This is a genomic window from Ochrobactrum sp. 19YEA23 (genome assembly GCF_029909865.1).
GTDB lineage: Bacteria > Pseudomonadota > Alphaproteobacteria > Rhizobiales > Rhizobiaceae > Brucella > Brucella gambitense.
Genome location: NZ_JASAMQ010000004.1, coordinates 132,670 through 156,689, shown reverse-complemented (window position 1 = coordinate 156,689; position 24,020 = coordinate 132,670). Strand labels below are relative to the sequence as shown.

The following is a 24,020-nucleotide window of genomic DNA, read 5'->3' as shown; positions in this document are numbered from 1 at the left end:
ATGGCAACCAGAAAACTTCTTCTCCTGCCCGGCGATGGCATCGGTCCCGAGGCCATGGCGGAAGTCCGCAAGATCATCGCTTACCTCAATTCGGACCTCAAGCTCGGCTTTGAAACCGAGGAAGGTCTGGTTGGCGGCTGCGCTTATGACGCGCATGGTCAGGCGATTTCGGATGCCGATATGGAGAAGGCGCTGGCTGCTGATGCCACGCTGTTTGGCGCTGTTGGCGGCCCGAAGTGGGATAGCGTGCCTTATGAAGTGCGCCCGGAAGCTGGTCTTCTGCGTCTGCGTAAGGACATGCAACTTTACGCGAACTTGCGTCCGGCTATCTGCTACCCGGCGCTCGCCCATTCCTCTTCGCTGAAGCCGGAAGTGATCGAAGGCCTCGACATTCTGATTTTGCGCGAATTGACGGGCGGTGTTTACTTCGGCGAGCCGAAGGAAATCATCGACCTCGGCAACGGCCAGAAGCGCGGCATCGATACGCAGGTTTATGACACCTACGAAATCGAACGCATCACCGATGTGGCTTTCGAGCTGGCGCGCACGCGTCGCAACAAAGTCACCTCGATGGAAAAGCGCAATGTGATGAAGTCGGGCGTGCTCTGGAATCAGGTCGTCACGGCGCGTCACAAGGAAAAGCATTCCGACGTGGAACTGGAGCATATGCTGGCTGATGCTGGCGGCATGCAGCTCGTTCGCTGGCCGAAGCAGTTCGACGTTATCGTGACCGACAACCTGTTCGGCGACATGCTGTCAGACGTTGCTGCCATGCTGACCGGTTCGCTCGGTATGCTGCCATCGGCTTCGCTCGGCGCAGTCGATGCCAAGACTGGCAAGCGCAAGGCGCTTTACGAGCCGGTACACGGCTCCGCACCGGATATCGCCGGCAAGGGCATTGCAAATCCGATCGCCATGATCGCTTCGCTCGCCATGTGCCTGCGTTATTCGTTCAATCTGGTTGCCGAAGCTGACCGTCTGGAAGCTGCGATTGCCGGTGTTCTCGACGACGGCATCCGCACGGCGGATATCTGGTCGGAAGGCACGACCAAGGTTGGCACCACCGAAATGGGTGATGCGATCCTCGCCAAGTTCAAGGCGCTCTCGGCTTAATCACCAGCCAAAAAATTGCGAATTTGGAAAGCCCGCTGAATAATACCAGCGGGCTTTTCTTTTCGAAAATAGATGCCCGATTTGAGGCTGTAATTTCCGAACAGACGGATAAGAATGCGTGTCATGTTGTTCACGCTCCCGAACCAAGACAAACTTTACGACGCGTTGTTGGCCCGCGATGCCTCTTATGAGGGCAGGGCCTATGTCGGCGTCGTTTCGACCGGCATTTTTTGCCGCCTGACTTGCCCTGCGCGGAAACCGCGCCGGGAAAACTGCCGCTTTTTCGCTTCGGTCGCCGAATGCATGGCGGATGGCTTTCGCGCCTGCAAAAGGTGTCATCCGTTGCAACCCGCCGCCGAAGCGGAGCCTTCCATCAAGAGGCTGCTCGACGCTTTGGAGGCTGACCCCGAACGCCGCTGGAGCGAGGACGATGTCGCGCGGATGGGGCTTGATCTCTCCACTGTACGGCGCAGCTTCCGACGGCATTTCGGTATGACATTTCTGGAAATGGCGCGGCAGGAACGCCTTCGCCATGGCTTTCAGGCCCTAGCTGACGGAGGCCGGGTCATCGATGCGCAGATTGATGCGGGTTTTGAATCGCCCGAAGCGTTTCGCAGCGCCTTTGCCCGCATTCTCGGTCTTCCACCGGCAAAATTGCGCGGTGACGGCCTTTTGCGCGCCGATTGGATCAAGTCGCCGCTCGGTACGATGATCGCCATTTGCGATGCGAAAAATCTGCATCTGCTGGAGTTTGCAGACCGCAAGGCGCTCTCCACCGAGTTGAAGAAACTTTATGCCACTTGCCGCGGCGATATCGGCATCGGTCGCTTCGGCACGCATGATCTGGTAGAACGGCAGTTGAATGCGTTCTTTGAGGGCAGGTCGCCGACTTTTGATCTGCCGATGGTCTTGCATGGCAGCGCCTTTACGCAGTCCGTATGGCGTGAACTTCAGACGATTGGGGCAGGGGAAACGCGCAGCTATAGCGAGCTTGCGCAAGCTATCGACAAGCCGCTTGCTGTTAGAGCCGTCGCGCGGGCCAATGGCGCTAACCAGATTGCCATTATCATTCCGTGTCATCGGGTGATCGGTGCCGATGGGTCGTTGACGGGGTATGGCGGTGGTCTCTGGCGTAAACAGAAACTGATTGAGATCGAAGCGCAATATCGCTGAAATTCCGTACGCAGACGCAAAAACGCCGCCCCTTAAGGGCGGCGTTTCGCATTATCGGTGATGCAGGATTAGTCGAGCTTGTGCAGATCGACGCCCTTGGTTTCCTTGACGAAGATCATGCCGATCACGAAGGTGATGGAAGCGATGACAATCGGATACCAGAGGCCATAGTAGATGTCGCCCTTGGCCGCGCTGAGTGCGAACACGCCAGCCGGAAGCAGACCGCCGAACCAGCCGTTGCCGATATGATAAGGCAGCGACATACCGGTGTAGCGGATGCGGGTCGGGAACATTTCCACCAGGATTGCAGCGATTGGACCGTAAACCATCGTCACATAGATGACGAGGATGGTCAGGATCGCAATCGTCATGACCCAGTTCACCTTGGCAGGATCTGCAACCATCTTGAATGCACCTGCATTCGGGATGGTGTAGACGGCCTGATCGGCGCTGACGCCAAGACCTTCGGCTTCAGTCTGGGTCAGGAGCTTCTGCTTCACCAGATCGGCAGCAGGAACCATTGCCTTGTCGCCAGCGCGGACAGCATCAGCGTTGAGCTGGAGTTCTGGATTGGCAGCAAGGAAAGCATCAAGCTTGCTGTCCGGCACCTTTGCAGGATCGCGTACCAGCGGGAAGCCAGCCTTCTGCAGTGCAAGGTTCACACCATGGGCGAGTTCAGCCTGCTTGGCGGCAGCACCTGCACCGGCTTGAACAGCGTCGAAGGACGTGATCGTTGCATCGCCGATGGTGACGGTTGCAGGCGTGCCAGCCGCAGCGGTCTGCACAACTTCATACGGTACCGAACTCTTGGCGAGGAAGCTGGTCGCGACATCGCAGGAGCTGGTAAACTTGGACGTGCCCGTGGCGTTGAACTGGAAGTTACAATCGCCAGGTGCCGCGGTGACCGTTGCCTTGATGGTCTGTTCAGCCTGAGCGAGAGCCGGATTGGCGGCATTGGTCAGCGCCTTGAACAGCGGGAAGTAGGTCACAGCCGCCAGCAACAGGCCGGCCATGATGATCGGCTTGCGACCGATCTTGTCCGACAGCCAGCCGAAGAAGAGGAAACCGCCGGTGCCGAGCAGAAGGGCGATAGCCACCATGATGTTGGCCGACTGGTTTTCCACCTTCAGAACGTTCTGAAGGAAGAACAGCGCATAGAACTGGCCGCAATACCACACCACGGCCTGACCGGCGGTGAGGCCGAACAGTGCGATAAGCGCGATCTTGGCATTCTTCCACTGACCGAACGCTTCGGAAAGCGGCGCCTTCGAGGTCTTGCCTTCTTCCTTCATGCGCTTGAACGCGGGCGACTCGCTCATCTGCATGCGGATCCAGACGGAAATGCCGAGCAGAAGAATCGAGACGAGGAATGGAATACGCCAGCCCCAGGCTGCGAAGGCTTCCTTGCTCATAACCGTCTGGATGCCGAGGATCACGAGCAGCGACAGGAACAGGCCGAGCGTTGCAGTGGTTTGAATCCATGAGGTGAAGAAGCCGCGACGGTTATTCGGCGCGTGTTCTGCGACATAAGTCGCCGCACCACCATATTCGCCGCCGAGCGCGAGGCCCTGCAGCATACGCAGCGCGATCAGGATGATCGGAGCCAGAATGCCAAGTGTCGACGAGCCGGGCAGAAGACCGACCAGAAAGGTCGATGCGCCCATGATGACGATGGTCACGAGGAAGGTATATTTACGTCCAACGAGATCGCCGAGACGACCGAAGACGAGCGCACCGAATGGACGCACCAGAAAGCCCGCAGCAAAAGCCAGCAGGACGAAGATATTGCGCGTTGCTTCGGGGTATTCGTTGAAAAAGGCTGCGCCGATAAAGGAAGCGAGCGTTCCGTAAAGATAAAAATCGTACCATTCAAAGACGGTACCAAGCGACGATGCAAAGATGACTTTGCGTTCTTCGCCCGTCATTTTTTGCGTGCCGACATCGGCACTTGACGAGACTGCCATTAATCTGTCCTCCCAAACAGAGCCCTTATGGGCAATGTAAGACTGGGCCTCATTCGACGTGCAAATGGTACCAGTCCAAGGCGCCAACCTGTATCCCAACAAGAAGGCGCTCTCCTCACCAAATTATGATGAACCTAAAATGGGGATTCGGGCAGTAGTCTTTAGTATGAGACAAAAACGACAGCTTGACGCCAGTCGTGGTTACTTGCTGTGCAAAAAAATACAGGCCGGAAGCGGTGGAGAATTGACTCCATTTGTAAAGCGCGTAAAAGCAATCCCGAACGAAGGAGAAATCGCGTGGATCGCGTTACCGTAGCGTCAGTTTCGTATGGAACTGCCGGCATCATTGCCGGGGCAGCACGCATGCCTTCGATTACCAAAAAACTCACGGCCATCACTAAAACGACCACGAAAACGGTCTGATTCCCTTGGCCTGCTCGCCCTCTCCCCGGGTCTGGCCCGGGGACGGATAACCCGCGTGGCCTGCGGGGTTCCGGATCTGGAAGCGGAGAGGGACAGGAGACGAAAAATGGGTTTCAAGGTAGCAGTTGTCGGCGCCACCGGTAATGTCGGGCGCGAAATGCTCAATATTCTCGAAGAACGCGGTTTCCCGGCTGATGAAGTTGTTGCGCTCGCATCACGTCGCAGCCAGGGCACGGAAGTATCCTACGGCGACAAGACGCTGAAGGTTCGCGCGCTCGACACTTATGATTTCTCCGATACGGACATCTGCCTGATGTCTGCTGGCGGCAATATTTCGAAGGAATGGTCGCCGAAGATCGGCAAGCAGGGCTGTGTCGTCATCGATAACTCGTCGGCCTGGCGTTACGATATGGAAGTGCCGCTGATCGTGCCGGAAGTAAACCCGGACGCTATCGATGGCTTCACCAAGAAGAACATCATTGCCAACCCGAACTGCTCGACTGCTCAGCTCGTGGTTGCACTGAAGCCGCTGCACGACGCTGCCAAGATCAAGCGCGTCGTCGTTTCGACCTACCAGTCGGTTTCTGGTGCGGGCAAGGAAGGCATGGACGAGCTTTTCGAACAGTCGCGTGCTGTTTTCGTGGCTGATCCTGTCACGGCGAAGAAGTTCACCAAGCGTATCGCGTTCAACGTGATCCCGCATATCGATGTCTTCATGGAAGACGGCTACACCAAGGAAGAATGGAAGATGGTGGCCGAAACCAAGAAGATGCTTGATCCGAAGATCAAGCTGACGGCGACTGCAGTGCGCGTTCCGGTCTTCATTGGTCATTCTGAATCTGTGAATATCGAGTTCGAAAACCCGCTTTCGCCGGAAGAAGCCCGTGAAATCCTGCGCGAAGCGCCGGGTTGCCAGGTTATCGATAAGCGCGAAGACGGCGGCTACATCACGCCATATGAATCCGCTGGCGAAGACGCAACCTATATCAGCCGTATCCGTGAAGACATCACGGTCGAAAACGGTCTGGCCATGTGGATTGTTTCGGACAATCTGCGCAAGGGTGCGGCGCTCAACACGATCCAGATCGCAGAGCTGCTGGTGGCTCGCGGCCTGATCAAGCCAAAGGCACTTGCTGCCTGATAGGCCTTGCTATCTTGTGAAATGCAAAAGGCGCCGGGAAACCGGCGCTTTTTTGCTTTTAGGGTCCGGTTTGATGCGAGTAGGCATTCGGTCATTCTGAAAGCAACGAGCGTTCAAAAGCCCAGCTGTTCGAATTTTATTCTTTACATTAAATTTCTATTTTTTGAAAAAATCACACCGTAATAAATATGGATGGTCGGTTTTATTTATTTATGACAATATAGTAAAATTGGATATTTAAACGGCAGGTATTCATGCCAAACTATTTATATGATTTTTTACTGAGTTCGCATCTCAATGACAGTCGCCTCTTTCTACAACAGCCGGACGGTAAGTCCATCACTTATCGCGGCTTTCTAGAGCTGGCAAGTTCTCAAGCACATGTCCTTGCAAGAAGCGGGATGACGCCCGGAGATCGGCTTATTGTGCAGGCGGATAAAAGCTTCGAAGCGCTGGGTCTTTACGCAGCCTGCATCATGACAGGCATTGTGCTTATCCCTTTGAATACGGCTTATACCCTCACCGAGTTGGCCTATTATCTTGATGACGGGGACGTTCGAGGGATCGTATGCTGTTCTGAGACGGCTTCTTCTTTAGAGGAGGCTATCAGAAAGCTCGATCTTGCGATCTTTACGCTCAACGCTGATGGGAGCGGCAGTTTGATGGATGAGGCGCGGCGGCAACGACGTCAGTTCACGGTCGTTGATCGTATGCCCAATGATCTGGCCGCCATACTTTATACATCCGGCACCACTGGGCGCTCGAAAGGTGCAATGCTCACCCACGCAAATCTGCTTTCAAATGCACAGGCATTGAAGCAGTTGTGGCAGTTTACGAGCGACGATGTCCTGCTCCACGCTTTGCCTTTATCCCACATTCATGGGCTGTTTATCGCCTGCAACGTCATGCTGTTGGCCGGTGGTACGATTCTGTTTCTTCCAAAGTTCGATCTGGATCAAGTATTCGAAATGCTGCCCGAGGCCACATCGATGATGGGTGTGCCAACGTTCTATGATCGTCTTCTCAGCGACGCTCGGCTCACACGCGATGCGGCTGCGCGCATAAGAGTGTTTATCTCAGGATCGGCGCCGTTGCGTTCTGAAACATTCGACGCATTTGAACAGCGTACCGGCCATTGCATTCTGGAACGTTACGGTATGACCGAAACGAACATAACGGCTTCCAATCCATACAATGGAGAACGCCGTGCCGGAACCGTTGGTTTGCCAGTGCCGGGCGTGGAACTCATAATCACTGATCCCGAAACGGGCGAGCCTTTAGCAAAGGGTGAAACCGGAATGATCGAAGTGCGCGGTCCGGGCATCTTTGCGGGCTATTGGCGGATGCCTGAGAAGACCGATGCGGAGTTGCGTCAGAATGGCTTCTTCATCACCGGCGATATCGGAAAGCTGGATGCCAATGGTTACGTGCATATCGTCGGTCGAGCCAAGGATCTGATTATTTCGGGCGGGCTCAACGTCTATCCAAAGGAAATCGAACTGCTTCTCGATGCCCAACCGGGTATCCTCGAAAGTGCAGTTGTGGGCGTTTCGCATTTAGATTTCGGCGAGGCTGTGCTTGGAATTGTCGTTCCGGTGCCAGGTGTCTCTCCTGATCTGGAACTGATTTCCAAAACGATTTCAGCCTCACTGGCCAATTTCAAGAGACCAAAGAAACTGGTGTTGATGGAAGAACTGCCCAGAAACGCTATGGGCAAAGTGCAGAAATCCCTGCTTCGGGAGAAGTTTAAATCCGTATTTTCAGAATGAACGCTTAGCGTTCCACGCTGTCGGCCAGATTGCCGCGAATGTCGAGCAGGCGGGCGCGCAACTCCTTCAGATCATCGACTGGCTGGCCGAGCGCGCAGAATATCTGGTCCGGTACAGACTCAGCCGCTTCGCGCAGTTTGAGGCCTTCATCGGTAAGCGTGATACGCACTTGCCGTTCATCCCGTGGGTCGCGGCGGCGCGTGATGCGGCCTGCCGTTTCCAGCCGTTTCAAGAGTGGCGTCAGTGTGCCGGAGTCGAGATTGAGCTTCGCGCCAATTTCGGAAACGGTCTGGTCGTCTTTTTCCCACAGCACCAGCATCACCAGAAACTGCGGATAGGTCAGGTCCAGCTTGCTCAGGATCGGCTGGTAGGCGCGCGTCAAAGCGTTCGCGGTCGAATAGATCGCAAAGCAGACCATGTTCGAAAGTTTGAGAAATGAGTCCTGTGTCATGCGCCAATTCCTTCAAGCGCTATTTCTGCGCTTTCCTTCCTTAACATAAATCATGCGCAATTGCATTGTGCATCACATAATTGTGAGAAATCATTTTGCAAAATTAGATTGCGCACAATTTAATAATCGATAGCTTGTGTGTGGAGATGAATTCAACCGAAGGAGAAACCCTATGCCTATTCTGTACACCACCCAGTCGACAGCAACCGGCGGACGCACCGGCAGCGCCAAGACCGCAGATGGTCGCCTGAGCGTCGTGCTCGACACGCCAAAGGAACTTGGCGGTCAGGGCGGCGAAGGCACCAATCCCGAGCAGCTTTTCGCATCGGGCTATGCAGCATGCTTCCTTGGCGCGTTGAAGTTCGTGGCTTCGAAGGAAAAGGTTGCCATTGCAGCCGACAGCACGGTCACGGCTACTGTTGGTATCGGCCCGCGCGAGGACGGTACGGGGTTCGGTCTCGATGTTGCGCTGGAAGTGGCGCTTCCGGGTGTCGAAAAGGCAAAAGCGGAAGCGCTGGTGCAGGCCGCTCACATCGTTTGCCCATATTCGCACGCCACCCGCGGCAATATTGACGTGCGTTTGAGCGTTGCTTGACATCAAACAAAAAGGCGCCCGATGAGGGCGCCTTTTTCAATCGATATCTAACAAGCGTTATTCCGCCTGAGCTTCGATGGCTTCCATGTCATCGTCTGACAGGCCGAAGTGATGGCCAATCTCGTGAATCAGCACATGGGTGATGATATCGCCCAGCGTTTCCTCGTTTTCAGACCAGTAATCGAGAATGGCGCGCCGATAGAGCGTGATGCGGTTAGGACCTTCACCGGTCTGCAGGCTGAAACGCTCGCCAATGCCTCGACCTTCAAAAAGCCCGAGCAGGTCGAACGGCGTATCCAGCCCCATATCTTCGATGATCTGGTCTTCAGGAAAATCGGCGATCTGGATGACAATGTCGCCGCACAACGCGCGAAACTCCTGCGGCAGATGCGCAAGAGCTTCAATCGCGATGGATTCAACTTCATCCAGCGAGGGCGAGAAACGTCCCGCCCAGTCGCCGCTTTGATCTTCTCGGGCCATTCCAGCCAATCGTGTCCTATTCAATTGCTCAGGCCACCGGGCTTGCGGGCCGCGTATAACGCATAGTGTGTCATCAGGCCCAGGGACGCAGTTCGGCGCGCTTGGCTTCGAACGTGTCGATGCTCTTCGCCTTCTCCATGGTCAGGCCGATATCGTCCAGACCGTTGAGCAGGCAGTGGCGCTTGAAGTCGTCGACGTCGAAGGAAATCGTGCCGCCGTCAGGGCCATGGATTTCCTTTGCTTCGAGATCAACGGTGAGGGTGGCATTGGCGCCGCGCGACGCGTCGTCCATGAGCTTGTCGAGATCTTCCTGGCTGACCTTGATCGGCAGAATGCCGTTCTTGAAGCAGTTATTATAGAAGATGTCGGCAAACGAGGTCGAAATCACGCAACGGATACCGAAGTCGAGCAGTGCCCAAGGGGCATGCTCGCGCGAGGAGCCGCAGCCGAAATTATCGCCGGCGACCAGGATCTGGGCGTTGCGATAGCCCGGCTTGTTCAGAACGAAATCAGGGTTTTCGGAACCGTCTTCGTTAAAGCGCATTTCCGCAAACAGACCCGTGCTCAGGCCCGTGCGCTTGATCGTCTTCAGGTAATCCTTCGGAATGATCATATCCGTGTCGATGTTGACGATCGGCAGGGGAGCGGCGACGCCGGTGAGCTTGGTGAACTTATCCATGTCCTGAACCTGTCGGTTGGGTATTAGCTATGTTGCGAACTGGTTTACATCAGCATTGCCGAGAGTCAACGTTTCAGGCCAAAACTGCCCAATAGGTCGCAACCTGCGGCGGATTTATCGAACCATCCAGACCGTTTTGAGGCGATCCGGACGGTTCGACTGTCGAATGATGCGCATAATCCTGTCGGAAAAGCGCGTCAACCTTTCTGAATCATGCGCTGCAAATGCCGCATCCGCAATTATTGGACATTCAACACCACGCCGCCACTCTCGCTGCCGGTCAGGCGGCGGGATTTTCCGTCGCTGCCGACAACAATCGTAAAGCGTCTGCGGCGCATCGACATGTTCGGAGAGACAGCGACATCGATCGCCGGTTCGAACTGCAATGTAATCCGCCACAGATCGGGCTTGATCGTTTCCTCGACGCCAATGATACGCGCGTCGAAGGGTGTGGTGTGAAACATGCCGGAGGTGCGCTGGCCGACACGATAGGGCGCTGTGTCGTCCTGAACGGCAACCGGCATGACTTCGGCCTTGCTGCCAGTGGCGGAAAGCGTGTTCCAGTCACGCGTGCCCGACTGACGGGCCACGAGATCCAGCGCCTTGCCGTGGCTGATGGTAATACCTTCCTCGCTCAAAGCTTGCCGCAAACGGCGAGCCTGATGCTTGAAGTCAATAGTAGTGTGCCCAGCGGTCGTAGCTGTGGTCATTGTTTTCGCTCCTGATTGTGAGCGGCGTTTTCATGAACGGGTGCCCGCATTGCCGTTTCTGCCGTCACGGGACAGGAACGTTTACTCCAAATGCTTTACCGTGGCTTGAAACCTGCGGGCGGCTGGCGCATTCAACCGAAGGCTGGAAAATAGGCGGGCAGGCCCCGGATTTCAAGCCCCTGCTTTTGCGGGGTGTTTAACCGGTGTCCGAGGGTTGCACCGTGCCGCAGTTCCGTGCACAAATCGGCTATGAAAACAATCGCTCGTCCTCGCCGTTCCGTTCTGTTTGTCCCGGCTGCCAATCCGCGCGCGCTGGAAAAATCGCTGACGCTTGAAGCCGATTGCGTGATCTACGATCTGGAAGATTCCGTTGCGCCAGACGCAAAGCAATCGGCGCGCGAGGCGTTGGCTGCGCATTTTGCTGCTCATCCGAAACCAGCCTTCGAGCGCATCATTCGCGTCAATTCCGGCGAGACGCCATGGGGCAAGGATGATGTGGCAGTAGCGGCTGATATGGGTGCCGACGCCATTCTCCTGCCGAAAGTCGAGCGCCCTCAGGATATTATCGATGCCGCCAACCGGCTTGATCGCAAGGATGCCGATCCATCTGTAGGGGTTTGGGCAATGATTGAAACCCCGCGTGGCATTTTGAACGCGGACGAGATAGCCATGCTTGGCCATCGTTCGGCAGTGCGGCTTGCCTGTTTCGTTGTCGGTCCGAACGATATTGCGCGGGAAACCGGTGTTCGCCCGCAAGCCGGACGTCCTTATCTTGTGCCATGGCTGATGCAGATCATTCTCGCGGCGCGTGCTGGCGGGTTTACCGTTCTTGATGGCGTCTTCAACGATTTTCGCGATCAGGTTGGTTTTGAAGCGGAATGTTTGCAGGGAGCCGCGATGGGTTTCGACGGCAAGACGCTGATTCATCCGGGCCAGATTGAGGCCGCCAATCGCGCTTTCTCGCCAACGGAAGAGGAAGTGGCACATGCGCGAGCCGTCGTAGAGCTGTTCGCACAACCGGAAAACGCTGATAAGGGCGTTGTGTCACTTGATGGTCAGATGATCGAGCGCCTGCATCTGGGAATGGCCGAAAGGTTGCTCGCGAAAGCACTTCCAGCAAAAGTGTGAAACGGTTTTGCGTTTGGAAATGCTAAGGAACAAAGAACTAGTTTAAAAAGGAAGACTGACCATGAAGCTCTATCGTTTCATCACCGGACCGGATGATTCCGCATTCTGTCACCGCGTTACGGCGGCGCTCAACAAGGGTTGGCAGCTTTATGGCTCGCCGACCTATGCCTTCAACGCGGCAACCGGCGTGATGCAGTGCGGCCAGCCGGTCGTGAAGGAAGTCGACGGCGTTGACTATACGCCGGATATCAAGCTCGGCGAATACTGATGGCTGTCCGCCGCATCGTCACCAATATCGCCACAGATGACGTGGCCGCCGCCAAGCGCTTCTATGGCGACGTTCTGGGTCTCGATGTGGTGATGGATCACGGCTGGATTGTTACTTATGCAGCCGATGCGCAGGCGCGCGTGCAGATCGCATTCGCGACAGAAGGCGGCTCGGGCACGCCGGTGCCCGATCTCTCCATCGAGGTTGACGACGTAGATGCGACGCTGGAGCGGTGCGTCGCAGCCGGGTTTGCCTTCGAATACGGTCCAGCTGACGAGGAATGGGGTGTTCGCCGTTTCTTCGTTCGCGATCCTTATGGACGACTGGTCAACATCCTTACCCATAAGTAATAAAAAGGCCGGTTTCCCGGCCTTTTTCTTTAGTTCAATCCGCGCTTTTCGATCATCGCATCCGGTGTCGGCATCTTGCCGCGGAATGCCTTGTACAGATCTTCCGGGTCGCGGCTCCCGCCAGCGGCGTAAATATGCTGCTTCAGCTTGGCTGCGAGTTCCGGGTTGAAAGCGTCGCCGGTTTCTTCAAAAGCCGAGAATGCATCCGCATCCAGCACTTCCGACCACATGTAGGAATAGTAACCGGCAGAGTAGCCATCGCCGGAGAAGACATGTGTGAAATGCGGCGTCCGATGGCGCATGATGATCGCATCGGGCATGGAGAGCTTTTCGAGCGTCTTTGCCTCGAAGGAAAGCGGGTCGGCGATTTTCTCATTGCCGGTATGGAACGCCATATCCACCAGAGCGGACGCGGTGAACTCAACCGTATTGAAACCGGCATTGAACGAACGCGCAGCCAGAACCTTGTCGAGAAGCGCCTTGGGCATTGCTTCGCCGGTGCGGTAATGCACAGCATATTTTTCTAGAACGGCAGGCACGGTCAGCCAGTGTTCGTAAAGCTGGGACGGCAGTTCCACGAAGTCGCGTGACACGGCGGTGCCGGAAACGGCAGGCCAGGTCACATCCGACAGAAGTCCGTGCAGCGCATGGCCGAACTCGTGGAAAAGCGTGCGGGCATCGTCGAGCGACAGCAGGGCAGGCTCACCGGCCTTGGGCTTTGCGAAATTTATCACATTGTAGATGATCGGCTTCTGGCCGTTGTCGAGCTTGTGGCTGGATTGCAGCGCGCTCATCCACGCGCCGGAGCGCTTCGATGTCCGGGCGAAATAATCGCCGAGGAACAGACCGCGTTCGCTGCCATCCGGGTTGAAAACCTGAAACACGCGCACGTCGGGATGCCATGCGGCAATGCCCTTCTTTTCTTCGAAGCGAACGCCGAAGAGGCGGGTGGCGACATCGAAGCTTGCTTCGATGATCTTTTCCAGTTGCAGATAAGGCTTCAATTCGGCCTCATCGAAGGCAAAGCGTTCGGCACGCAGCTTTTCAGCGTAAAAACGCCAGTCCCATGGCGCGACTTTATGATTGCTGCCATCGGCGGCGATCAGGCGTTCAAGCTCTGCCTGTTCTTCGGCAGCCTTTGCGCGCGCCTTGTCCCAAACCGGTTCCAGCAGATCCATGACGGCCTTTGGCGTTTTGGCCATGGTGTCATCCAGCTTGTAGGCTGCGAAATTCGCATAGCCGAGCAGATGGGCCTTGCGCTCGCGCAGCTCAACCATCTCGCGCACGATCTCGCGATTATCGGATTCGTTGCCGTTCTCGCCGCGCTTGGCCCAGGCATTGAAGGCCTGTTCGCGCAAGGCGCGGTTTTGCGAGAAGGTGAGGAATGGCTCTACGATGGAACGCGACAGCGTGACGGCGTAAGCATCCGGCTTGCCGCGTTCAGCTGCGGCGCTCTGCATCGCGTTTTTGAGAAAATCCGGCAGTCCGGCAAGATCGACTTCATCGGTGATGAACAGCGCCCAGCTCGACTCGTCTTTCAGTACATTCTGGCCGAAGCGCGCACCGAGACCGGCGAGCTTTTCGTTGATGCCAGCCAGTTCAGCCTTGCCCGCATCATCGAGTTTTGCGCCGGACCGGACAAAACCCTTCCAGGTCTTTTCCAGAACGCGTTTGGTTTCCGTGTCGAGATCGAGCATGTCTCGATTGTCGTAAAGCGCGTCGATGCGGGCGAACAAAGCCGGGTCCATCATGATGCGCGAATAATGACGCGACATTTTCGGCGCAATTTCACGCTCCAGCGCCTGAATTGCATCATTGCTGTGAGCGCCTGCGCGCATCCAGAAAATGGCCGACACGTGGTCGAGCGCCTTGCCCGTGAGTTGCAACGCTTTCAGCGTGTTTTCGATTGTCGCTTCGCCAGTCGTCTGGGTGATGGCTTCCACTTCGGCAAGGTCGGATGCAAGCGTCGCATCGAAAGCAGGCGCGAAGTCCTCGTCTTTGAATGCGGTGAAATCCGGCAGGCCCAGCGGTCCGTTCCAGTCTGTGAGCGCGTGATTATAGGTGGACTTGTCGGACATCATGTAACTCCGGATCAAAATGAATTCGATCATCCAGACTTAAGGTCTCACTGCCGGGCGGGCAAGGGTGTTCGACCGGCTTTTACGGTTCGGGCGAGAGATGACAACGTTTGTCGCTTCGCCTGCAAAAACCTTTCGACTTCGCCTGTGTGGGGCTTGACTTTAGGGGCGACCAAGCGCACATCACGCTGGCTGTCCGAAATCTCTTTACGGCAGCAATCTTCAACCGGAGTTTTATTCTCTTATGCCCAGCGACAGTCACAGTCGATTGTGTCAGCCGTCAAGGTAGCCGTGTACTGATCGCTTGAGGTCAGCTTGCACGATCTGCCTTTGACGGCGGATCGACGGAAAGGCAAGCTTATGACCGACAACAACTTCTCTCCGGAAGTGCTCGATGTCGCCGACCTCCCGGCAGCTGCAATTGCCGCACGTATCGCCGATATGCATACGGGCGATGCCGTTGAGCTGATGAACGAGCTCGAAGATGATGACGCAATCTCCGTCTTCGGACAGCTCACCCATGAAGATGCCATCCGCCTGCTTGATCAGCCGGAACTGCATCGTACTGCCGAAATTGTAGCGGCTCTTGCGCCGGGGCTTGCTAGCCTCCTTTTGGATGGCATGTCAGCCGACCGCTCGACGGACGTGTTTCAGGAACTCGACGAGAGTGACCGTGCGCGGCTGTTCGCTATTCTGGCCCCGGAAACCAAGGCCAATCTGAAAAAGCTCATGGGCTACCCGCCAAATACGGCTGGTTCGCTCATGACGACCGAATTTATCGCTGTGCCGTCGAACTGGAATGTGGCCGAGACGCTCGATCACATTCGCAAGGTCGAACGCACGCGCGAAACCGTTTACGCGATCTATGTTGTCGATCCGAAAACGCGCGCTTTGGAAGGCGTGGTCAGCTTGCGTCGCCTGATTATCCGTCAGCCGGAAGAACCGATTCTATCAATCGTCCGCGACGAAGAGCCGATCACCATTTCGCCGCTCACCAGCCGCGAAGATGTCGCGCGTCTGTTCCGCAAGCACGACCTTCTGGCCGTGCCTGTGGTGGATGAAAGCCGCCATATCATCGGCATCGTGACCGTTGACGACGTGCTTGACGCCATCACCGAAGATGCCAGCGAAGACGCCTATCGCTTTGGTGGTATGGAGGCGCTCGACAAGCCCTATATGCGCATCGGCTTCGGCGAAATGCTGAAGAAACGCGCTGGCTGGCTGGGCGTTCTGTTTCTGGGCGAGATGCTGACGGCAAGCGCTATGCAGCATTTCGAAATGGAACTGGAAAAAGCGCTCGTTCTGACGCTGTTTATACCGCTCATCATGTCGTCAGGCGGCAATTCCGGTTCGCAGGCTACATCGCTGATCATCCGTGCGCTCGCTCTGCAGGAAGTGAAACTCAAGGATTGGTGGCGCGTCGCGCTGCGCGAACTGCCAACAGGACTTGCACTTGGCAGTTTCCTCGGCTTCATCGGCATTGTCCGCATCGCCGTCTGGCAGATGATCGGCATTTACGATTACGGCGAACACTGGATGCTGGTCGCTCTGACCGTCGGCATGGCGCTTGTCTGTATCGTGATGTTCGGTTCCTTGACCGGTTCAATGCTGCCCTTTGCGCTAAAACGGCTTGGATTCGATCCGGCCAGTGCGTCGGCACCATTCGTGGCGACATTGGTTGATGTGACGGGTCTGGTCATTTATTTCAGTGTCGCCATCGTCATTCTTTCAGGCACTTTGTTGTGACGCCCAGCGCCGAGATGGCGCTGATACTGACAAAAAACTGACAGAATGACGGTGTAAAAGCGCCGGTAAACAACGGTTTTTCGCGAGAAATAAGGGGCAGTGTCGCGCTGCCCCTTTCTAAAACGCAAAAAAACCTGTAAGAGCGCCGCATTGATTTTCCGCGCGGGTCTGTTGGCGCGGCTCCCAACTCATATAGAAGTGATCTCCATATGGAATTGCGTAATATCGCTATTATCGCACACGTCGATCATGGCAAAACAACACTGGTCGATGAACTCCTGAAGCAGTCTGGCTCGTTCCGCGACAACCAGCGCGTTGCAGAACGCATGATGGATTCCAACGACATCGAAAAGGAACGCGGGATCACCATTCTCGCCAAGGCCACCTCGGTTGTCTGGAAGAATACCCGTATCAACATCGTCGACACGCCGGGCCACGCCGACTTCGGCGGTGAAGTTGAGCGTATCCTCTCGATGGTGGACGGCGCTATCGTTCTCGTTGACGCCGCTGAAGGCCCGATGCCGCAGACGAAGTTCGTCGTTGGCAAGGCGCTGAAGGTTGGTCTGCGTCCGATCGTAGCGATCAACAAGATCGACCGTCCCGATGGCCGCCATGAAGAAGTCATCAACGAAGTCTTCGACCTCTTCGCCAATCTCGACGCAACCGACGAACAGCTTGACTTCCCGATCCTGTACGGCTCTGGCCGTAACGGCTGGATGGCGCTGAACCCGGAAGGCCCGAAGGACGAAGGTTTGGCTCCGCTGTTCGATCTCGTGCTCAAGCACGTTCCGGCGCCGAAGGTTGCTGAAGGCCCGTTCCGCATGATCGGTACGATCCTCGAAGCCGATCCGTTCCTTGGCCGTATCATCACCGGTCGTATTCATTCCGGCTCGATCAAGTCGAACCAGGCCGTCAAGGTTCTGGGTCAGGACGGCTCGCTGCTCGAAAACGGTCGTATCTCGAAGATCCTCGCATTCCGCGGCATCGAGCGTCAGGCCATTGATGAAGCACATGCAGGCGACATCGTTGCTATTGCCGGTCTCTCCAAGGGCACTGTTGCTGACACATTCTGCGATCCTTCGGTCAGCGAGCCGCTGGCTGCTCAGCCAATCGATCCGCCAACCGTGACCATGTCCTTCATCGTCAACGACAGCCCTTATGCTGGCACCGAAGGCGACAAGGTGACGAGCCGCGTTATTCGTGACCGTCTGCTCAAGGAAGCTGAAGGTAACGTTGCGCTCAAGATCGAAGAATCGAACGAAAAAGATTCGTTCTTCGTTTCCGGTCGTGGTGAATTGCAGCTCGCAGTTCTGATCGAAAACATGCGCCGTGAAGGCTTCGAGCTTGGCGTTTCGCGTCCGCGCGTCGTCATGAAAGACGGCGAAAACGGCGAAAAGCTTGAGCCGGTCGAAGAAGTCGTCATCGACGTCGATGAAGAATATTCGGGCACCGTTGTTCAGAAGATGTCTGAACGCAAGGCCGAAATGGTCGAGCTGCGCCCTTCGGGCGGCAACCGCGTTCGTATGGTGTTCTACGCTCCGACCCGTGGCCTGATCGGCTATCAGTCGGAACTGCTGACCGATACACGCGGCACGGCGATCATGAACCGTCTGTTCCACGATTATCAGCCATATAAGGGCGAAATCTCTGGCCGTAACAACGGCGTTCTGATTTCGAACGATCAGGGTGAAGCAGTTGCTTACGCGCTGTTCAACCTGGAAGATCGCGGCCCGATGATCATTGACGCTGGCGTCAAGGTTTATCAGGGCATGCTGATCGGCATCCATAGCCGCGACAACGATCTGGAAGTCAACGTTCTCAAGGGCAAGAAGCTCACCAACATCCGCGCCGCTGGCAAGGATGAAGCTGTGAAGCTCACCCCGCCGATCAAGATGACGCTGGAACGCGCTCTGTCGTGGATTCAGGACGACGAGCTGGTCGAAGTGACGCCGAAGTCGATCCGTCTTCGCAAGCTCTATCTCGACCCGAATGAGCGCAAGCGCTTCGAGAAGAGCGGCAAGGCAAGCGTTGCCTGATTGCTCTCGATATCAAGTTGAAAACGGCGCCCTCGGGCGCCGTTTTTGTTTGCACGTTTAACGTGAATTTCAGCTCTTTCGCCGATCATGTCGTTTGATTGGGGGCGCAGATGATATTCTCGCGTTATGAGCGTTTTGTTCTGACCGTCGTTGCGGCTCTCGGCGCAATCGATCTCGTACTCATTGCGGCAAAGGGTATTCGCGTGGACTGGGAAGGCTACTGCATGCTCAGCCTGATCGGCCTTGGCACCATCATGCTTGGCATGTTCTATCGCCTGGTCAGACATGATGCGCGTATTTCGGAAACGCTCATTCTGACGGCGGGTTTCATACTGTTCACACTGGTTGGCTCGGTTTTCAACTATATGTTGCTGCCGATCCATTTCCCGCGAGTTGACGATTTCTGGGTGAATGTTGACCAGCTGTTGGGCTATCACTGGCCAAGTCTGGTCCTGTTCTTTTCCGAACGGCCCGGCTTCGCGAAGCTTCTGAAGATCGTTTATTTCACGTCTCTGCCGCAACTGGTCATCGTGGTGCTTCTGCTCGGCTTTACCGGACAGTCCCGTAGGCTCGCGCATTTTCTCATCACCGGGATGATTGGCGCGCTAGTCTGCATGGCGATATGGGCGTTTTTCCCGTCATTCGGGGCATCCGCCGTCTCGACACTGCCCGCGAACGTCGAGGCAAAGCTTGGTCTTCCCGTTGGCCCGACCTACGCCGCAGAACTTGTTCGTCTTTCGATACAAGGTGTCGACTATCTGTCACCAGCCAATGTGCTCGGCCTCATAGGCTTTCCATCATTCCATACCGTAATGGCGGTCATGTCTGTGTTCTTCACATGGCAGATCGTGTGGCTGCGCTTGCCCGTACTGGCCCTGAATATACTGATGGTGCCCGCATTGCTTTTGCATGGTGGACACCATCTGAGTGACTTCCTCGGCGGGCTGGCTGTATTTGCCGTCGCCTGCCTTGCTGCCGGTTATGTTGTCAACGCTCTCCGCGACGATAAGGCTGCATCAGCGCCTGCGGAACACGTGCGCGTCGGGCCATGACGATCAGTGCGATAATCGACATGATGTAAGGGATCATCAGGAAAAGCTGGTAAGGAACCGCCTTGCCATAGACCGTTTGCAGGCGAAGCTGAAACGCATCGAATAGCGCGAACAGCAATGCGCCCAGCAATGCGCGGGCGGGTCTCCACGATGCGAAGACGACAAGCGCGATACAGACCCAGCCGCGCCCCTGCATCATGGTCGGGAAGAACGAGTTAAAGGCTGAAAGCGTCAGGAACGCTCCGCCAACTGCCATCAATGCACTGCCGAACATGATCGTGAAAATACGCACGCGGATCGGGTTGATACCCTGCGCTTCCGCAGCATGGGGGTTCTCGCCCGTCATGCGGATGGCAAGACCAAGCGGCGTGCGAAAAAGCACATAACCAAGCAGCAAAGCGAGCGGAATGGCGAGCCACGTCAGTGCAGTCTGTGTGCCCAGTACCTGCCCGAGGAAAGGCACATCAGCGAGGAACGACGGGTTCACAGGCTGGAACGGCGTAATTGTCGGCGGTGTCGAAGAAAGCGGCACCAGCAGACGAAACAGGAAATAGCTGAGGCTGGAAGCAAACAGCGTGATACCAAGACCCACCACGTGCTGCGACAGGCCAAGCGGGACGGTGAGCGCCGCGTGCAGCAGGCCGAACAATGCGCCGGAAGCGGCAGCCGCAAGAACGCCCACCCAAAGGTCCGCGCCGTTAAAGACGGTTAGCCAGCCGATCATCGCACCAAAGGTCATGATGCCTTCGATGCCGAGGTTAAGCACGCCTGCGCGTTCGCAATAAAGCGCGCCGAGCGTGCCGAAGATCAGCGGTGTTGCAATACGCAGGACCGAGACCCAAAGGCCAGCGGAGAGCAGGATATCCATCAACTCGTTCATCGGGCGATCCTGTATTGGGTGAAGAACAAGGCGACGAGCATCGTCAGGAGCGACAGCGCCACAGTCACATCGGCAATGAAGCTCGGAATGCCGATGGCGCGGCTCATGCCGTCTGCACCAACGAACATGGCAGCGGCAAAGAGCGCGGAAAAGATCGCACCAATCGGGTTCAGATTGGCAAGCATGGCGACAATGATGCCGGAATAGCCGAAGCCGGGTGAAAGGTCGGTCGTGACATAGCCTTTCACGCCCATGACCTGAATAGCGCCCGCAAGGCCTGCCAGTCCGCCGGAGATGCAGGCAACCTTGATGAGTGTGCGACCGAGCGGAACACCAGCAAAACGTGCCGCGCCCGGATTGATACCGGTGGCTTTGGTTTCAAGACCAAACACGGTGCGCTTCTGCACATAGGCGATGATCAGCGCCAGCGCAATGGCAATCAAGATGCCGATATGCAGCCGCATACCCGTCATGATTTTCGGTAGCACGGCGGCATCCGGCACCGGTTCAGACTGCGGCCAGCCAAAGGCCAGCGGGTCTTTCATCGGACCTTCGATCATCATGGAAACGAACAGCACTGCGACGAAGTTGAGAAGCAGGGTCGTCACCACTTCATCAACGCCGAAGCGCAAGCGAAGCCCGAGCGGAATAAGCAGGAAGATCATGCCTGCAATCGCGCCGACAATCAGCAGCAGTGGAATGAGGAGAGGAGCAGGCAGTTGCAATTGCGTGCCCATGGCCACAACCGCCAGCGCGCCCATATAGAACTGCCCTTCGGCGCCGATGTTCCAGAGCTTGGAGCGAAAGGCGACGGCTGCGGCAAGGCCGGTCAGCATCAGCGGCGTAGCGCGTGTCAGCGTTTCGCTGATTGAAAGCTTGTTGCCGAACGCACCAATGGCGATCTGGCGGAAGGATTCCAGAACCGGCGCGCCGGCGGCGGCAATCAACAGGCCTGCCAGCACAAATGCAGTCAGAACCGCGAGGATTGGTGCAGTGGCGACCAACGCCATGGGCCGGGTTTCGCGTCGTTCAATACGCATCAATTCAGCCCCTTCGTGGTATTTGTCTGCCATTCGCCGGCCATCATGAGGCCCAGTCTCTGCGCATTGGCTTCTTCTGCGTCGATGGGCGGGGAGAGGCGACCTTTAACAATTGCTTGAACACGATCCGCCAAGCCGATGATTTCATCCAGATCTTCAGAAATCAGCAGAACGGCAGCACCCTTGGCGCGTGCTTCCAGAATGCGGGTGTGGATAGCCGCAACCGCACCTTCATCCAGCCCACGTGTGGGCTGCGCTGCAATGAGAATGCGCGGCGCGGTCTCCAGATTACGACCCAGAATGAGCTTCTGCATATTGCCGCCGGAAAGCAGACGAATACGACTGTCCGGCGTGCCGCCGCGCACATCGAAATCCTTGATGATGCGATCAGTGAATTCGCGGGCCGCAGCCCGATTGACCAGAAGGCCGTTCGAGAATTTCGGATCGCGCACGCGCTCCAGAATGGCGTTCTCCCACAAGGTCAGATCGCCGATAGCGCCTTCAGCATTCCGGTCCTCCGGGATGCGCCCGACGCCTTCCGCCACAAAGCGGCGGGGATCGAATTTCGTCACGGTCTGCCCGAACATGACGAGCGTGCCGCTTGCTGGCTGGCTCAGACCGGAAACGAGCCGTCCGAGCGCTGCTTGCCCATTGCCGGACACACCAATGATGCCGAGCGTCTCACCGGCGCGAACTTGAAAATTCAGTTCCGAAAGGCGGGCAATTCCGTCTTCCACAACCGTCACATTGCTGGCTTCCAGCAATGTCTCGCCGGGCGTCGCAGCCGCGCGGGCAGGGCGCGAGACGCGCCGCCCTACCATCAGCTCTGCCAGTTCTTCCTTCGAGGTTTCAGAAGCTTTGCGTTCGGCGACAAGTTTGCCACCGCGCAGCACGATCACCCGGTCGGCAGCGGACATGACTTCATGCAGCTTGTGCGAAATGAAGATCAGCGACAGGCCTTGCCGCGCCATTTCTTTCAGCGTCGCGAACAGGCCTTCCGCTTCCTGCGTCGTCAGAACCGCGGTCGGTTCATCGAGGATCAGCACATCGGCGTCGTTATAAAGTGCTTTGAGAATTTCCACGCGCTGCTGTTCGCCGACCGAAAGATCGCCAAGCCGCACATCCGGATCGACTTTGAGGCCGAAACGCTCGGCAATCTGCGCGATTTTGGCGCGCGCAGCACCATGCGAGGATTGGAGCTTCCAGAGGCTTTCGGTGCCGGTGATGATGTTTTCCAGAACCGTGAGGTTGGGCGCGAGGGTGAAATGCTGGTGCACCATGCCGACGCCCGCATCGATGGCCGCACGCGGCTTGCCTTGCGGGATTTCAACGCCTTTCACGAAGACGCGTCCTTCATCCGGCACATAATGGCCGAACAGGATGTTCATCAGCGTGGTCTTGCCTGCGCCGTTTTCACCAAGAAAAGCGAGGATTTCGCCACGCTCCAGCTTCAGCGAAATATCGTCATTGGCGGTCAGTGCACCGAAGCGCTTGGTGATGTTTTGCAGTTCAAGAACTGTCGTCGTCGTCATTGGTTCAACCCCGCAACGGGAAATTTATGCTGCCAGCGACCATCTTCCTCCAGCCGTTGACCGGCGTTCAGAAGAAGCCTGTCAGCGCCCATCGGGGCGATCAGCTGCACGGCGACCGGCATCCCGTCGGCATCTTCTCCGAATGGCAGAGAAAGCGCCGGGAAGCCGGAAATATTGGCAAGCGCCGCGTAGGGCGCAAATTCGTTCATCTTCCGCCACTGCATGTCCGCATCGCCATGGTTCATCGGAAACGAGCCCAATGGCAAGGGCGCTCTGGACAGCATAGGGGTTATTAGCACATCAATATCGCGGAAAACTTGCCAGAGCATATGCGAAGCGCTGACAGCGCCGTTCATCGCACGATAGAGTGCGGTCGCGTCTAGCCCGCGTCCTCTCTCTGCAACGGCGCGGGTCAACGGTTCGAGCTTTTCCTGATCGATAGCCAGAAAGTCGATTGCTGCGGCAAGATTGACGGAAATGATACGGTCAAACGCCCGCGCGCTGGATGCAACAAGCGGGCTTAGATCCTGCGCGGGGATTTCGCGGATTGCATGGCCTTGCGCCTCCAGAAAACCGGCGGCATCGGTTACAGCATGCATACGCTCCGCGGTAACGGGATAGGCAGCAAGGTCTTCAGTGACAAAGCCGATACGCAGACGCGCGGGCAGCTCGCCTGCGCTCATTGCAGGATCAGGCAGGAAGCCTTCGGTCTTGCCCTCGACAAGCGGAAGCAGCGTCTTCGCATCACGGATCGAGCGGCAAAGTGCGAATTCACTGGCGATACCAGCGAGATAATTGCCGAAATGTGGACCTGCGGGCATGGCTCCACGGCTCGGCTTCAGGCCGACAAGACCGCAGGCAGCGGCAGGCACGCGGATCGAGCCGCCTGCATCGGTCGCATGCGCAATGCTGACAATCCCGGCTGCGACGGCTGCCGCCGCGCCACCGGATGAGCCAGCAGGCGAAAGCGCTTCATCGAATGGGTGGCGGGCCTGTGGGCCGCTTGCCGGTTCGCTGGCGAGCGCAAGGCCAAATTCGGGCACGGTGGTTGTGCCGAAGAAGTTGAGACCCGCTTTGCGCAGGCGGCTGCCAAGCTCGGAATCCATTTGCGGCGAGGCGTTCTCGAATGCGCGCGAGCCAAGCCGGATTGGCAGACCGGCGCACGGTCCGCCCAGATCCTTGAACAGCGACGGGACGCCTGCAAAAGGCGCTTTGCCCGTACTGGCGTCAAACGCCGCTGCGTTGGTACGGCCCAGTTCAGGATCGAGATATGCGATGGCGCCCAGAGGGCGCCATTTTTCTGCGGCTTCAAGGGCGGCATCCATGGCCTCTCGTGCGCTTAAAACGCCTCCGGCAATCGCTTGCGCGAGTGCTGTTGCGTCCTGTTGCTTGCTATCGAATGCCACTTTATG

At 56.8% G+C, this 24,020-nt stretch carries 22 protein-coding genes; 11 read left to right on the top strand and 11 right to left on the bottom strand.

The annotated features are described in order from the left end of the window. The gene (leuB, locus tag QBD01_RS12290; RefSeq protein WP_078336896.1) at nucleotides 1–1,113 is read left to right on the top strand and encodes a 3-isopropylmalate dehydrogenase; all 1,113 of its coding nucleotides are present in this window, start codon (nucleotides 1–3) and stop codon (nucleotides 1,111–1,113) included. Here leuB and QBD01_RS12285 read toward each other — a convergent pair. Next, nucleotides 1,110–1,238 carry a hypothetical protein gene (locus QBD01_RS12285; RefSeq protein ID WP_280993038.1) on the bottom strand — a complete coding sequence of 43 codons (129 nt, stop codon included), beginning with the start codon at nucleotides 1,236–1,238 and terminating at the stop codon, nucleotides 1,110–1,112. The two genes, leuB and QBD01_RS12285, sit on opposite strands and share 4 nt — an antisense overlap. Between QBD01_RS12285 and QBD01_RS12280 the strand changes: the two genes are divergently transcribed. After that, entirely contained in the window at nucleotides 1,237–2,286 is a 1,050-nt protein-coding gene (locus QBD01_RS12280; protein WP_280993037.1) for a trifunctional transcriptional activator/DNA repair protein Ada/methylated-DNA--[protein]-cysteine S-methyltransferase, read from the top strand. The genes QBD01_RS12285 and QBD01_RS12280 overlap by 2 nt on opposite strands. Before the next feature lie 68 nt (nucleotides 2,287–2,354). Here QBD01_RS12280 and QBD01_RS12275 read toward each other — a convergent pair whose 3' ends face one another. Continuing rightward, the gene (locus QBD01_RS12275) at nucleotides 2,355–4,250 is read right to left on the bottom strand and encodes an MFS transporter (protein WP_280993036.1); all 1,896 of its coding nucleotides are present in this window, start codon (nucleotides 4,248–4,250) and stop codon (nucleotides 2,355–2,357) included. A gap of 529 nt (nucleotides 4,251–4,779) precedes the next feature. Between QBD01_RS12275 and QBD01_RS12270 the strand changes: the two genes are divergently transcribed. Then, on the top strand, nucleotides 4,780–5,814 hold the full coding sequence (locus tag QBD01_RS12270) for an aspartate-semialdehyde dehydrogenase (RefSeq protein ID WP_182519870.1): 1,035 nt from the start codon (nucleotides 4,780–4,782) through the stop codon (nucleotides 5,812–5,814). A gap of 254 nt (nucleotides 5,815–6,068) precedes the next feature. Continuing rightward, the gene (locus QBD01_RS12265) at nucleotides 6,069–7,583 is read left to right on the top strand and encodes an AMP-binding protein (RefSeq protein ID WP_280993035.1); all 1,515 of its coding nucleotides are present in this window, start codon (nucleotides 6,069–6,071) and stop codon (nucleotides 7,581–7,583) included. A gap of 4 nt (nucleotides 7,584–7,587) precedes the next feature. Here QBD01_RS12265 and QBD01_RS12260 read toward each other — a convergent pair whose 3' ends face one another. Then, entirely contained in the window at nucleotides 7,588–8,034 is a 447-nt protein-coding gene (locus QBD01_RS12260; RefSeq protein WP_280993034.1) for a MarR family transcriptional regulator, read from the bottom strand. A gap of 172 nt (nucleotides 8,035–8,206) precedes the next feature. Between QBD01_RS12260 and QBD01_RS12255 the strand changes: the two genes are divergently transcribed. After that, entirely contained in the window at nucleotides 8,207–8,629 is a 423-nt protein-coding gene (locus QBD01_RS12255) for an organic hydroperoxide resistance protein (protein ID WP_280993033.1), read from the top strand. A gap of 57 nt (nucleotides 8,630–8,686) precedes the next feature. Here the strand turns inward: QBD01_RS12255 and QBD01_RS12250 are convergent, their stop codons facing one another. From QBD01_RS12250 to QBD01_RS12240, 3 genes are all read right to left on the bottom strand, one after another. Continuing rightward, nucleotides 8,687–9,109, bottom strand: a complete 423-nt coding sequence (locus QBD01_RS12250) for a metallopeptidase family protein (RefSeq protein ID WP_078336901.1) — start codon at nucleotides 9,107–9,109, stop codon at nucleotides 8,687–8,689. A 73-nt stretch (nucleotides 9,110–9,182) separates the two neighbouring features. After that, nucleotides 9,183–9,788, bottom strand: a complete 606-nt coding sequence (leuD, locus tag QBD01_RS12245; protein ID WP_182519872.1) for a 3-isopropylmalate dehydratase small subunit — start codon at nucleotides 9,786–9,788, stop codon at nucleotides 9,183–9,185. 239 nt (nucleotides 9,789–10,027) lie between these two features. Beyond that, on the bottom strand, nucleotides 10,028–10,498 hold the full coding sequence (locus QBD01_RS12240) for a glyoxalase superfamily protein (protein ID WP_280993032.1): 471 nt from the start codon (nucleotides 10,496–10,498) through the stop codon (nucleotides 10,028–10,030). A gap of 249 nt (nucleotides 10,499–10,747) precedes the next feature. On the opposite strand from QBD01_RS12240, the gene QBD01_RS12235 reads away from it, so the two are divergent. The 3 genes from QBD01_RS12235 (at nucleotide 10,748) to QBD01_RS12225 (ending at nucleotide 12,244) form a co-directional block, all read left to right on the top strand. Further along, nucleotides 10,748–11,626 (top strand): CoA ester lyase, encoded by an 879-nt coding sequence (locus QBD01_RS12235; RefSeq protein WP_280993031.1) that lies wholly within the window; start codon nucleotides 10,748–10,750, stop codon nucleotides 11,624–11,626. Between the two features lie 61 nt (nucleotides 11,627–11,687). Then, the gene (locus QBD01_RS12230) at nucleotides 11,688–11,894 is read left to right on the top strand and encodes a DUF1737 domain-containing protein (protein ID WP_078336905.1); all 207 of its coding nucleotides are present in this window, start codon (nucleotides 11,688–11,690) and stop codon (nucleotides 11,892–11,894) included. Beyond that, nucleotides 11,894–12,244 carry a VOC family protein gene (locus QBD01_RS12225; RefSeq protein WP_280993030.1) on the top strand — a complete coding sequence of 117 codons (351 nt, stop codon included), beginning with the start codon at nucleotides 11,894–11,896 and terminating at the stop codon, nucleotides 12,242–12,244. The genes QBD01_RS12230 and QBD01_RS12225 overlap by 1 nt, the downstream gene beginning before the upstream one ends. A 29-nt stretch (nucleotides 12,245–12,273) precedes the next feature. Here QBD01_RS12225 and QBD01_RS12220 read toward each other — a convergent pair whose 3' ends face one another. Then, complete coding sequence (locus QBD01_RS12220; protein ID WP_280993291.1) at nucleotides 12,274–14,322, bottom strand: M3 family metallopeptidase; 2,049 nt, start codon at nucleotides 14,320–14,322, stop codon at nucleotides 12,274–12,276. A 360-nt stretch (nucleotides 14,323–14,682) separates the two neighbouring features. Between QBD01_RS12220 and mgtE the strand changes: the two genes are divergently transcribed. The 3 genes from mgtE (at nucleotide 14,683) to QBD01_RS12205 (ending at nucleotide 19,156) form a co-directional block, all read left to right on the top strand. Beyond that, nucleotides 14,683–16,068: a magnesium transporter gene (mgtE, locus tag QBD01_RS12215; protein WP_280993029.1), complete on the top strand. Its 1,386-nt coding sequence runs from the start codon at nucleotides 14,683–14,685 to the stop codon at nucleotides 16,066–16,068. Between the two features lie 209 nt (nucleotides 16,069–16,277). After that, entirely contained in the window at nucleotides 16,278–18,104 is a 1,827-nt protein-coding gene (gene typA / locus QBD01_RS12210) for a translational GTPase TypA (RefSeq protein WP_280993028.1), read from the top strand. A 110-nt stretch (nucleotides 18,105–18,214) separates the two neighbouring features. Continuing rightward, on the top strand, nucleotides 18,215–19,156 hold the full coding sequence (locus tag QBD01_RS12205; RefSeq protein WP_280993027.1) for a phosphatase PAP2 family protein: 942 nt from the start codon (nucleotides 18,215–18,217) through the stop codon (nucleotides 19,154–19,156). Here QBD01_RS12205 and QBD01_RS12200 read toward each other — a convergent pair. Genes QBD01_RS12200 through QBD01_RS12185 form a run of 4 tightly spaced genes read right to left on the bottom strand, consistent with a single transcriptional unit; the run spans nucleotide 19,092 to nucleotide 24,014 of the window. Beyond that, entirely contained in the window at nucleotides 19,092–20,036 is a 945-nt protein-coding gene (locus QBD01_RS12200) for an ABC transporter permease (RefSeq protein WP_280993026.1), read from the bottom strand. The two genes, QBD01_RS12205 and QBD01_RS12200, sit on opposite strands and share 65 nt — an antisense overlap. After that, nucleotides 20,033–21,076 carry an ABC transporter permease gene (locus QBD01_RS12195; RefSeq protein WP_280993025.1) on the bottom strand — a complete coding sequence of 348 codons (1,044 nt, stop codon included), beginning with the start codon at nucleotides 21,074–21,076 and terminating at the stop codon, nucleotides 20,033–20,035. The genes QBD01_RS12200 and QBD01_RS12195 overlap by 4 nt, the downstream gene beginning before the upstream one ends. After that, nucleotides 21,076–22,608, bottom strand: a complete 1,533-nt coding sequence (locus QBD01_RS12190) for an ABC transporter ATP-binding protein (protein WP_280993024.1) — start codon at nucleotides 22,606–22,608, stop codon at nucleotides 21,076–21,078. Before QBD01_RS12190 ends, QBD01_RS12195 begins: the two co-directional genes overlap by 1 nt. Beyond that, entirely contained in the window at nucleotides 22,605–24,014 is a 1,410-nt protein-coding gene (locus QBD01_RS12185) for an amidase (protein WP_280993023.1), read from the bottom strand. Before QBD01_RS12185 ends, QBD01_RS12190 begins: the two co-directional genes overlap by 4 nt. Nucleotides 24,015–24,020: the final 6 nt, after the last annotated feature.

Coding starts and splice junctions, on each gene's coding strand:
- leuB (WP_078336896.1), top strand. CDS start 1: ATGGCAACCAGAAAACTTCTTCTCCTGCCCGGCGATGGCATCGGTCCC.
- QBD01_RS12280 (WP_280993037.1), top strand. CDS start 1,237: ATGTTGTTCACGCTCCCGAACCAAGACAAACTTTACGACGCGTTGTTG.
- QBD01_RS12285 (WP_280993038.1), bottom strand. CDS start 1,238: ATGACACGCATTCTTATCCGTCTGTTCGGAAATTACAGCCTCAAATCG.
- QBD01_RS12275 (WP_280993036.1), bottom strand. CDS start 4,250: ATGGCAGTCTCGTCAAGTGCCGATGTCGGCACGCAAAAAATGACGGGC.
- QBD01_RS12270 (WP_182519870.1), top strand. CDS start 4,780: ATGGGTTTCAAGGTAGCAGTTGTCGGCGCCACCGGTAATGTCGGGCGC.
- QBD01_RS12265 (WP_280993035.1), top strand. CDS start 6,069: ATGCCAAACTATTTATATGATTTTTTACTGAGTTCGCATCTCAATGAC.
- QBD01_RS12260 (WP_280993034.1), bottom strand. CDS start 8,034: ATGACACAGGACTCATTTCTCAAACTTTCGAACATGGTCTGCTTTGCG.
- QBD01_RS12255 (WP_280993033.1), top strand. CDS start 8,207: ATGCCTATTCTGTACACCACCCAGTCGACAGCAACCGGCGGACGCACC.
- QBD01_RS12250 (WP_078336901.1), bottom strand. CDS start 9,109: ATGGCCCGAGAAGATCAAAGCGGCGACTGGGCGGGACGTTTCTCGCCC.
- leuD (WP_182519872.1), bottom strand. CDS start 9,788: ATGGATAAGTTCACCAAGCTCACCGGCGTCGCCGCTCCCCTGCCGATC.
- QBD01_RS12240 (WP_280993032.1), bottom strand. CDS start 10,498: ATGACCACAGCTACGACCGCTGGGCACACTACTATTGACTTCAAGCAT.
- QBD01_RS12235 (WP_280993031.1), top strand. CDS start 10,748: ATGAAAACAATCGCTCGTCCTCGCCGTTCCGTTCTGTTTGTCCCGGCT.
- QBD01_RS12230 (WP_078336905.1), top strand. CDS start 11,688: ATGAAGCTCTATCGTTTCATCACCGGACCGGATGATTCCGCATTCTGT.
- QBD01_RS12225 (WP_280993030.1), top strand. CDS start 11,894: ATGGCTGTCCGCCGCATCGTCACCAATATCGCCACAGATGACGTGGCC.
- QBD01_RS12220 (WP_280993291.1), bottom strand. CDS start 14,322: ATGTCCGACAAGTCCACCTATAATCACGCGCTCACAGACTGGAACGGA.
- mgtE (WP_280993029.1), top strand. CDS start 14,683: ATGACCGACAACAACTTCTCTCCGGAAGTGCTCGATGTCGCCGACCTC.
- typA (WP_280993028.1), top strand. CDS start 16,278: ATGGAATTGCGTAATATCGCTATTATCGCACACGTCGATCATGGCAAA.
- QBD01_RS12205 (WP_280993027.1), top strand. CDS start 18,215: ATGATATTCTCGCGTTATGAGCGTTTTGTTCTGACCGTCGTTGCGGCT.
- QBD01_RS12200 (WP_280993026.1), bottom strand. CDS start 20,036: ATGAACGAGTTGATGGATATCCTGCTCTCCGCTGGCCTTTGGGTCTCG.
- QBD01_RS12195 (WP_280993025.1), bottom strand. CDS start 21,076: ATGCGTATTGAACGACGCGAAACCCGGCCCATGGCGTTGGTCGCCACT.
- QBD01_RS12190 (WP_280993024.1), bottom strand. CDS start 22,608: ATGACGACGACGACAGTTCTTGAACTGCAAAACATCACCAAGCGCTTC.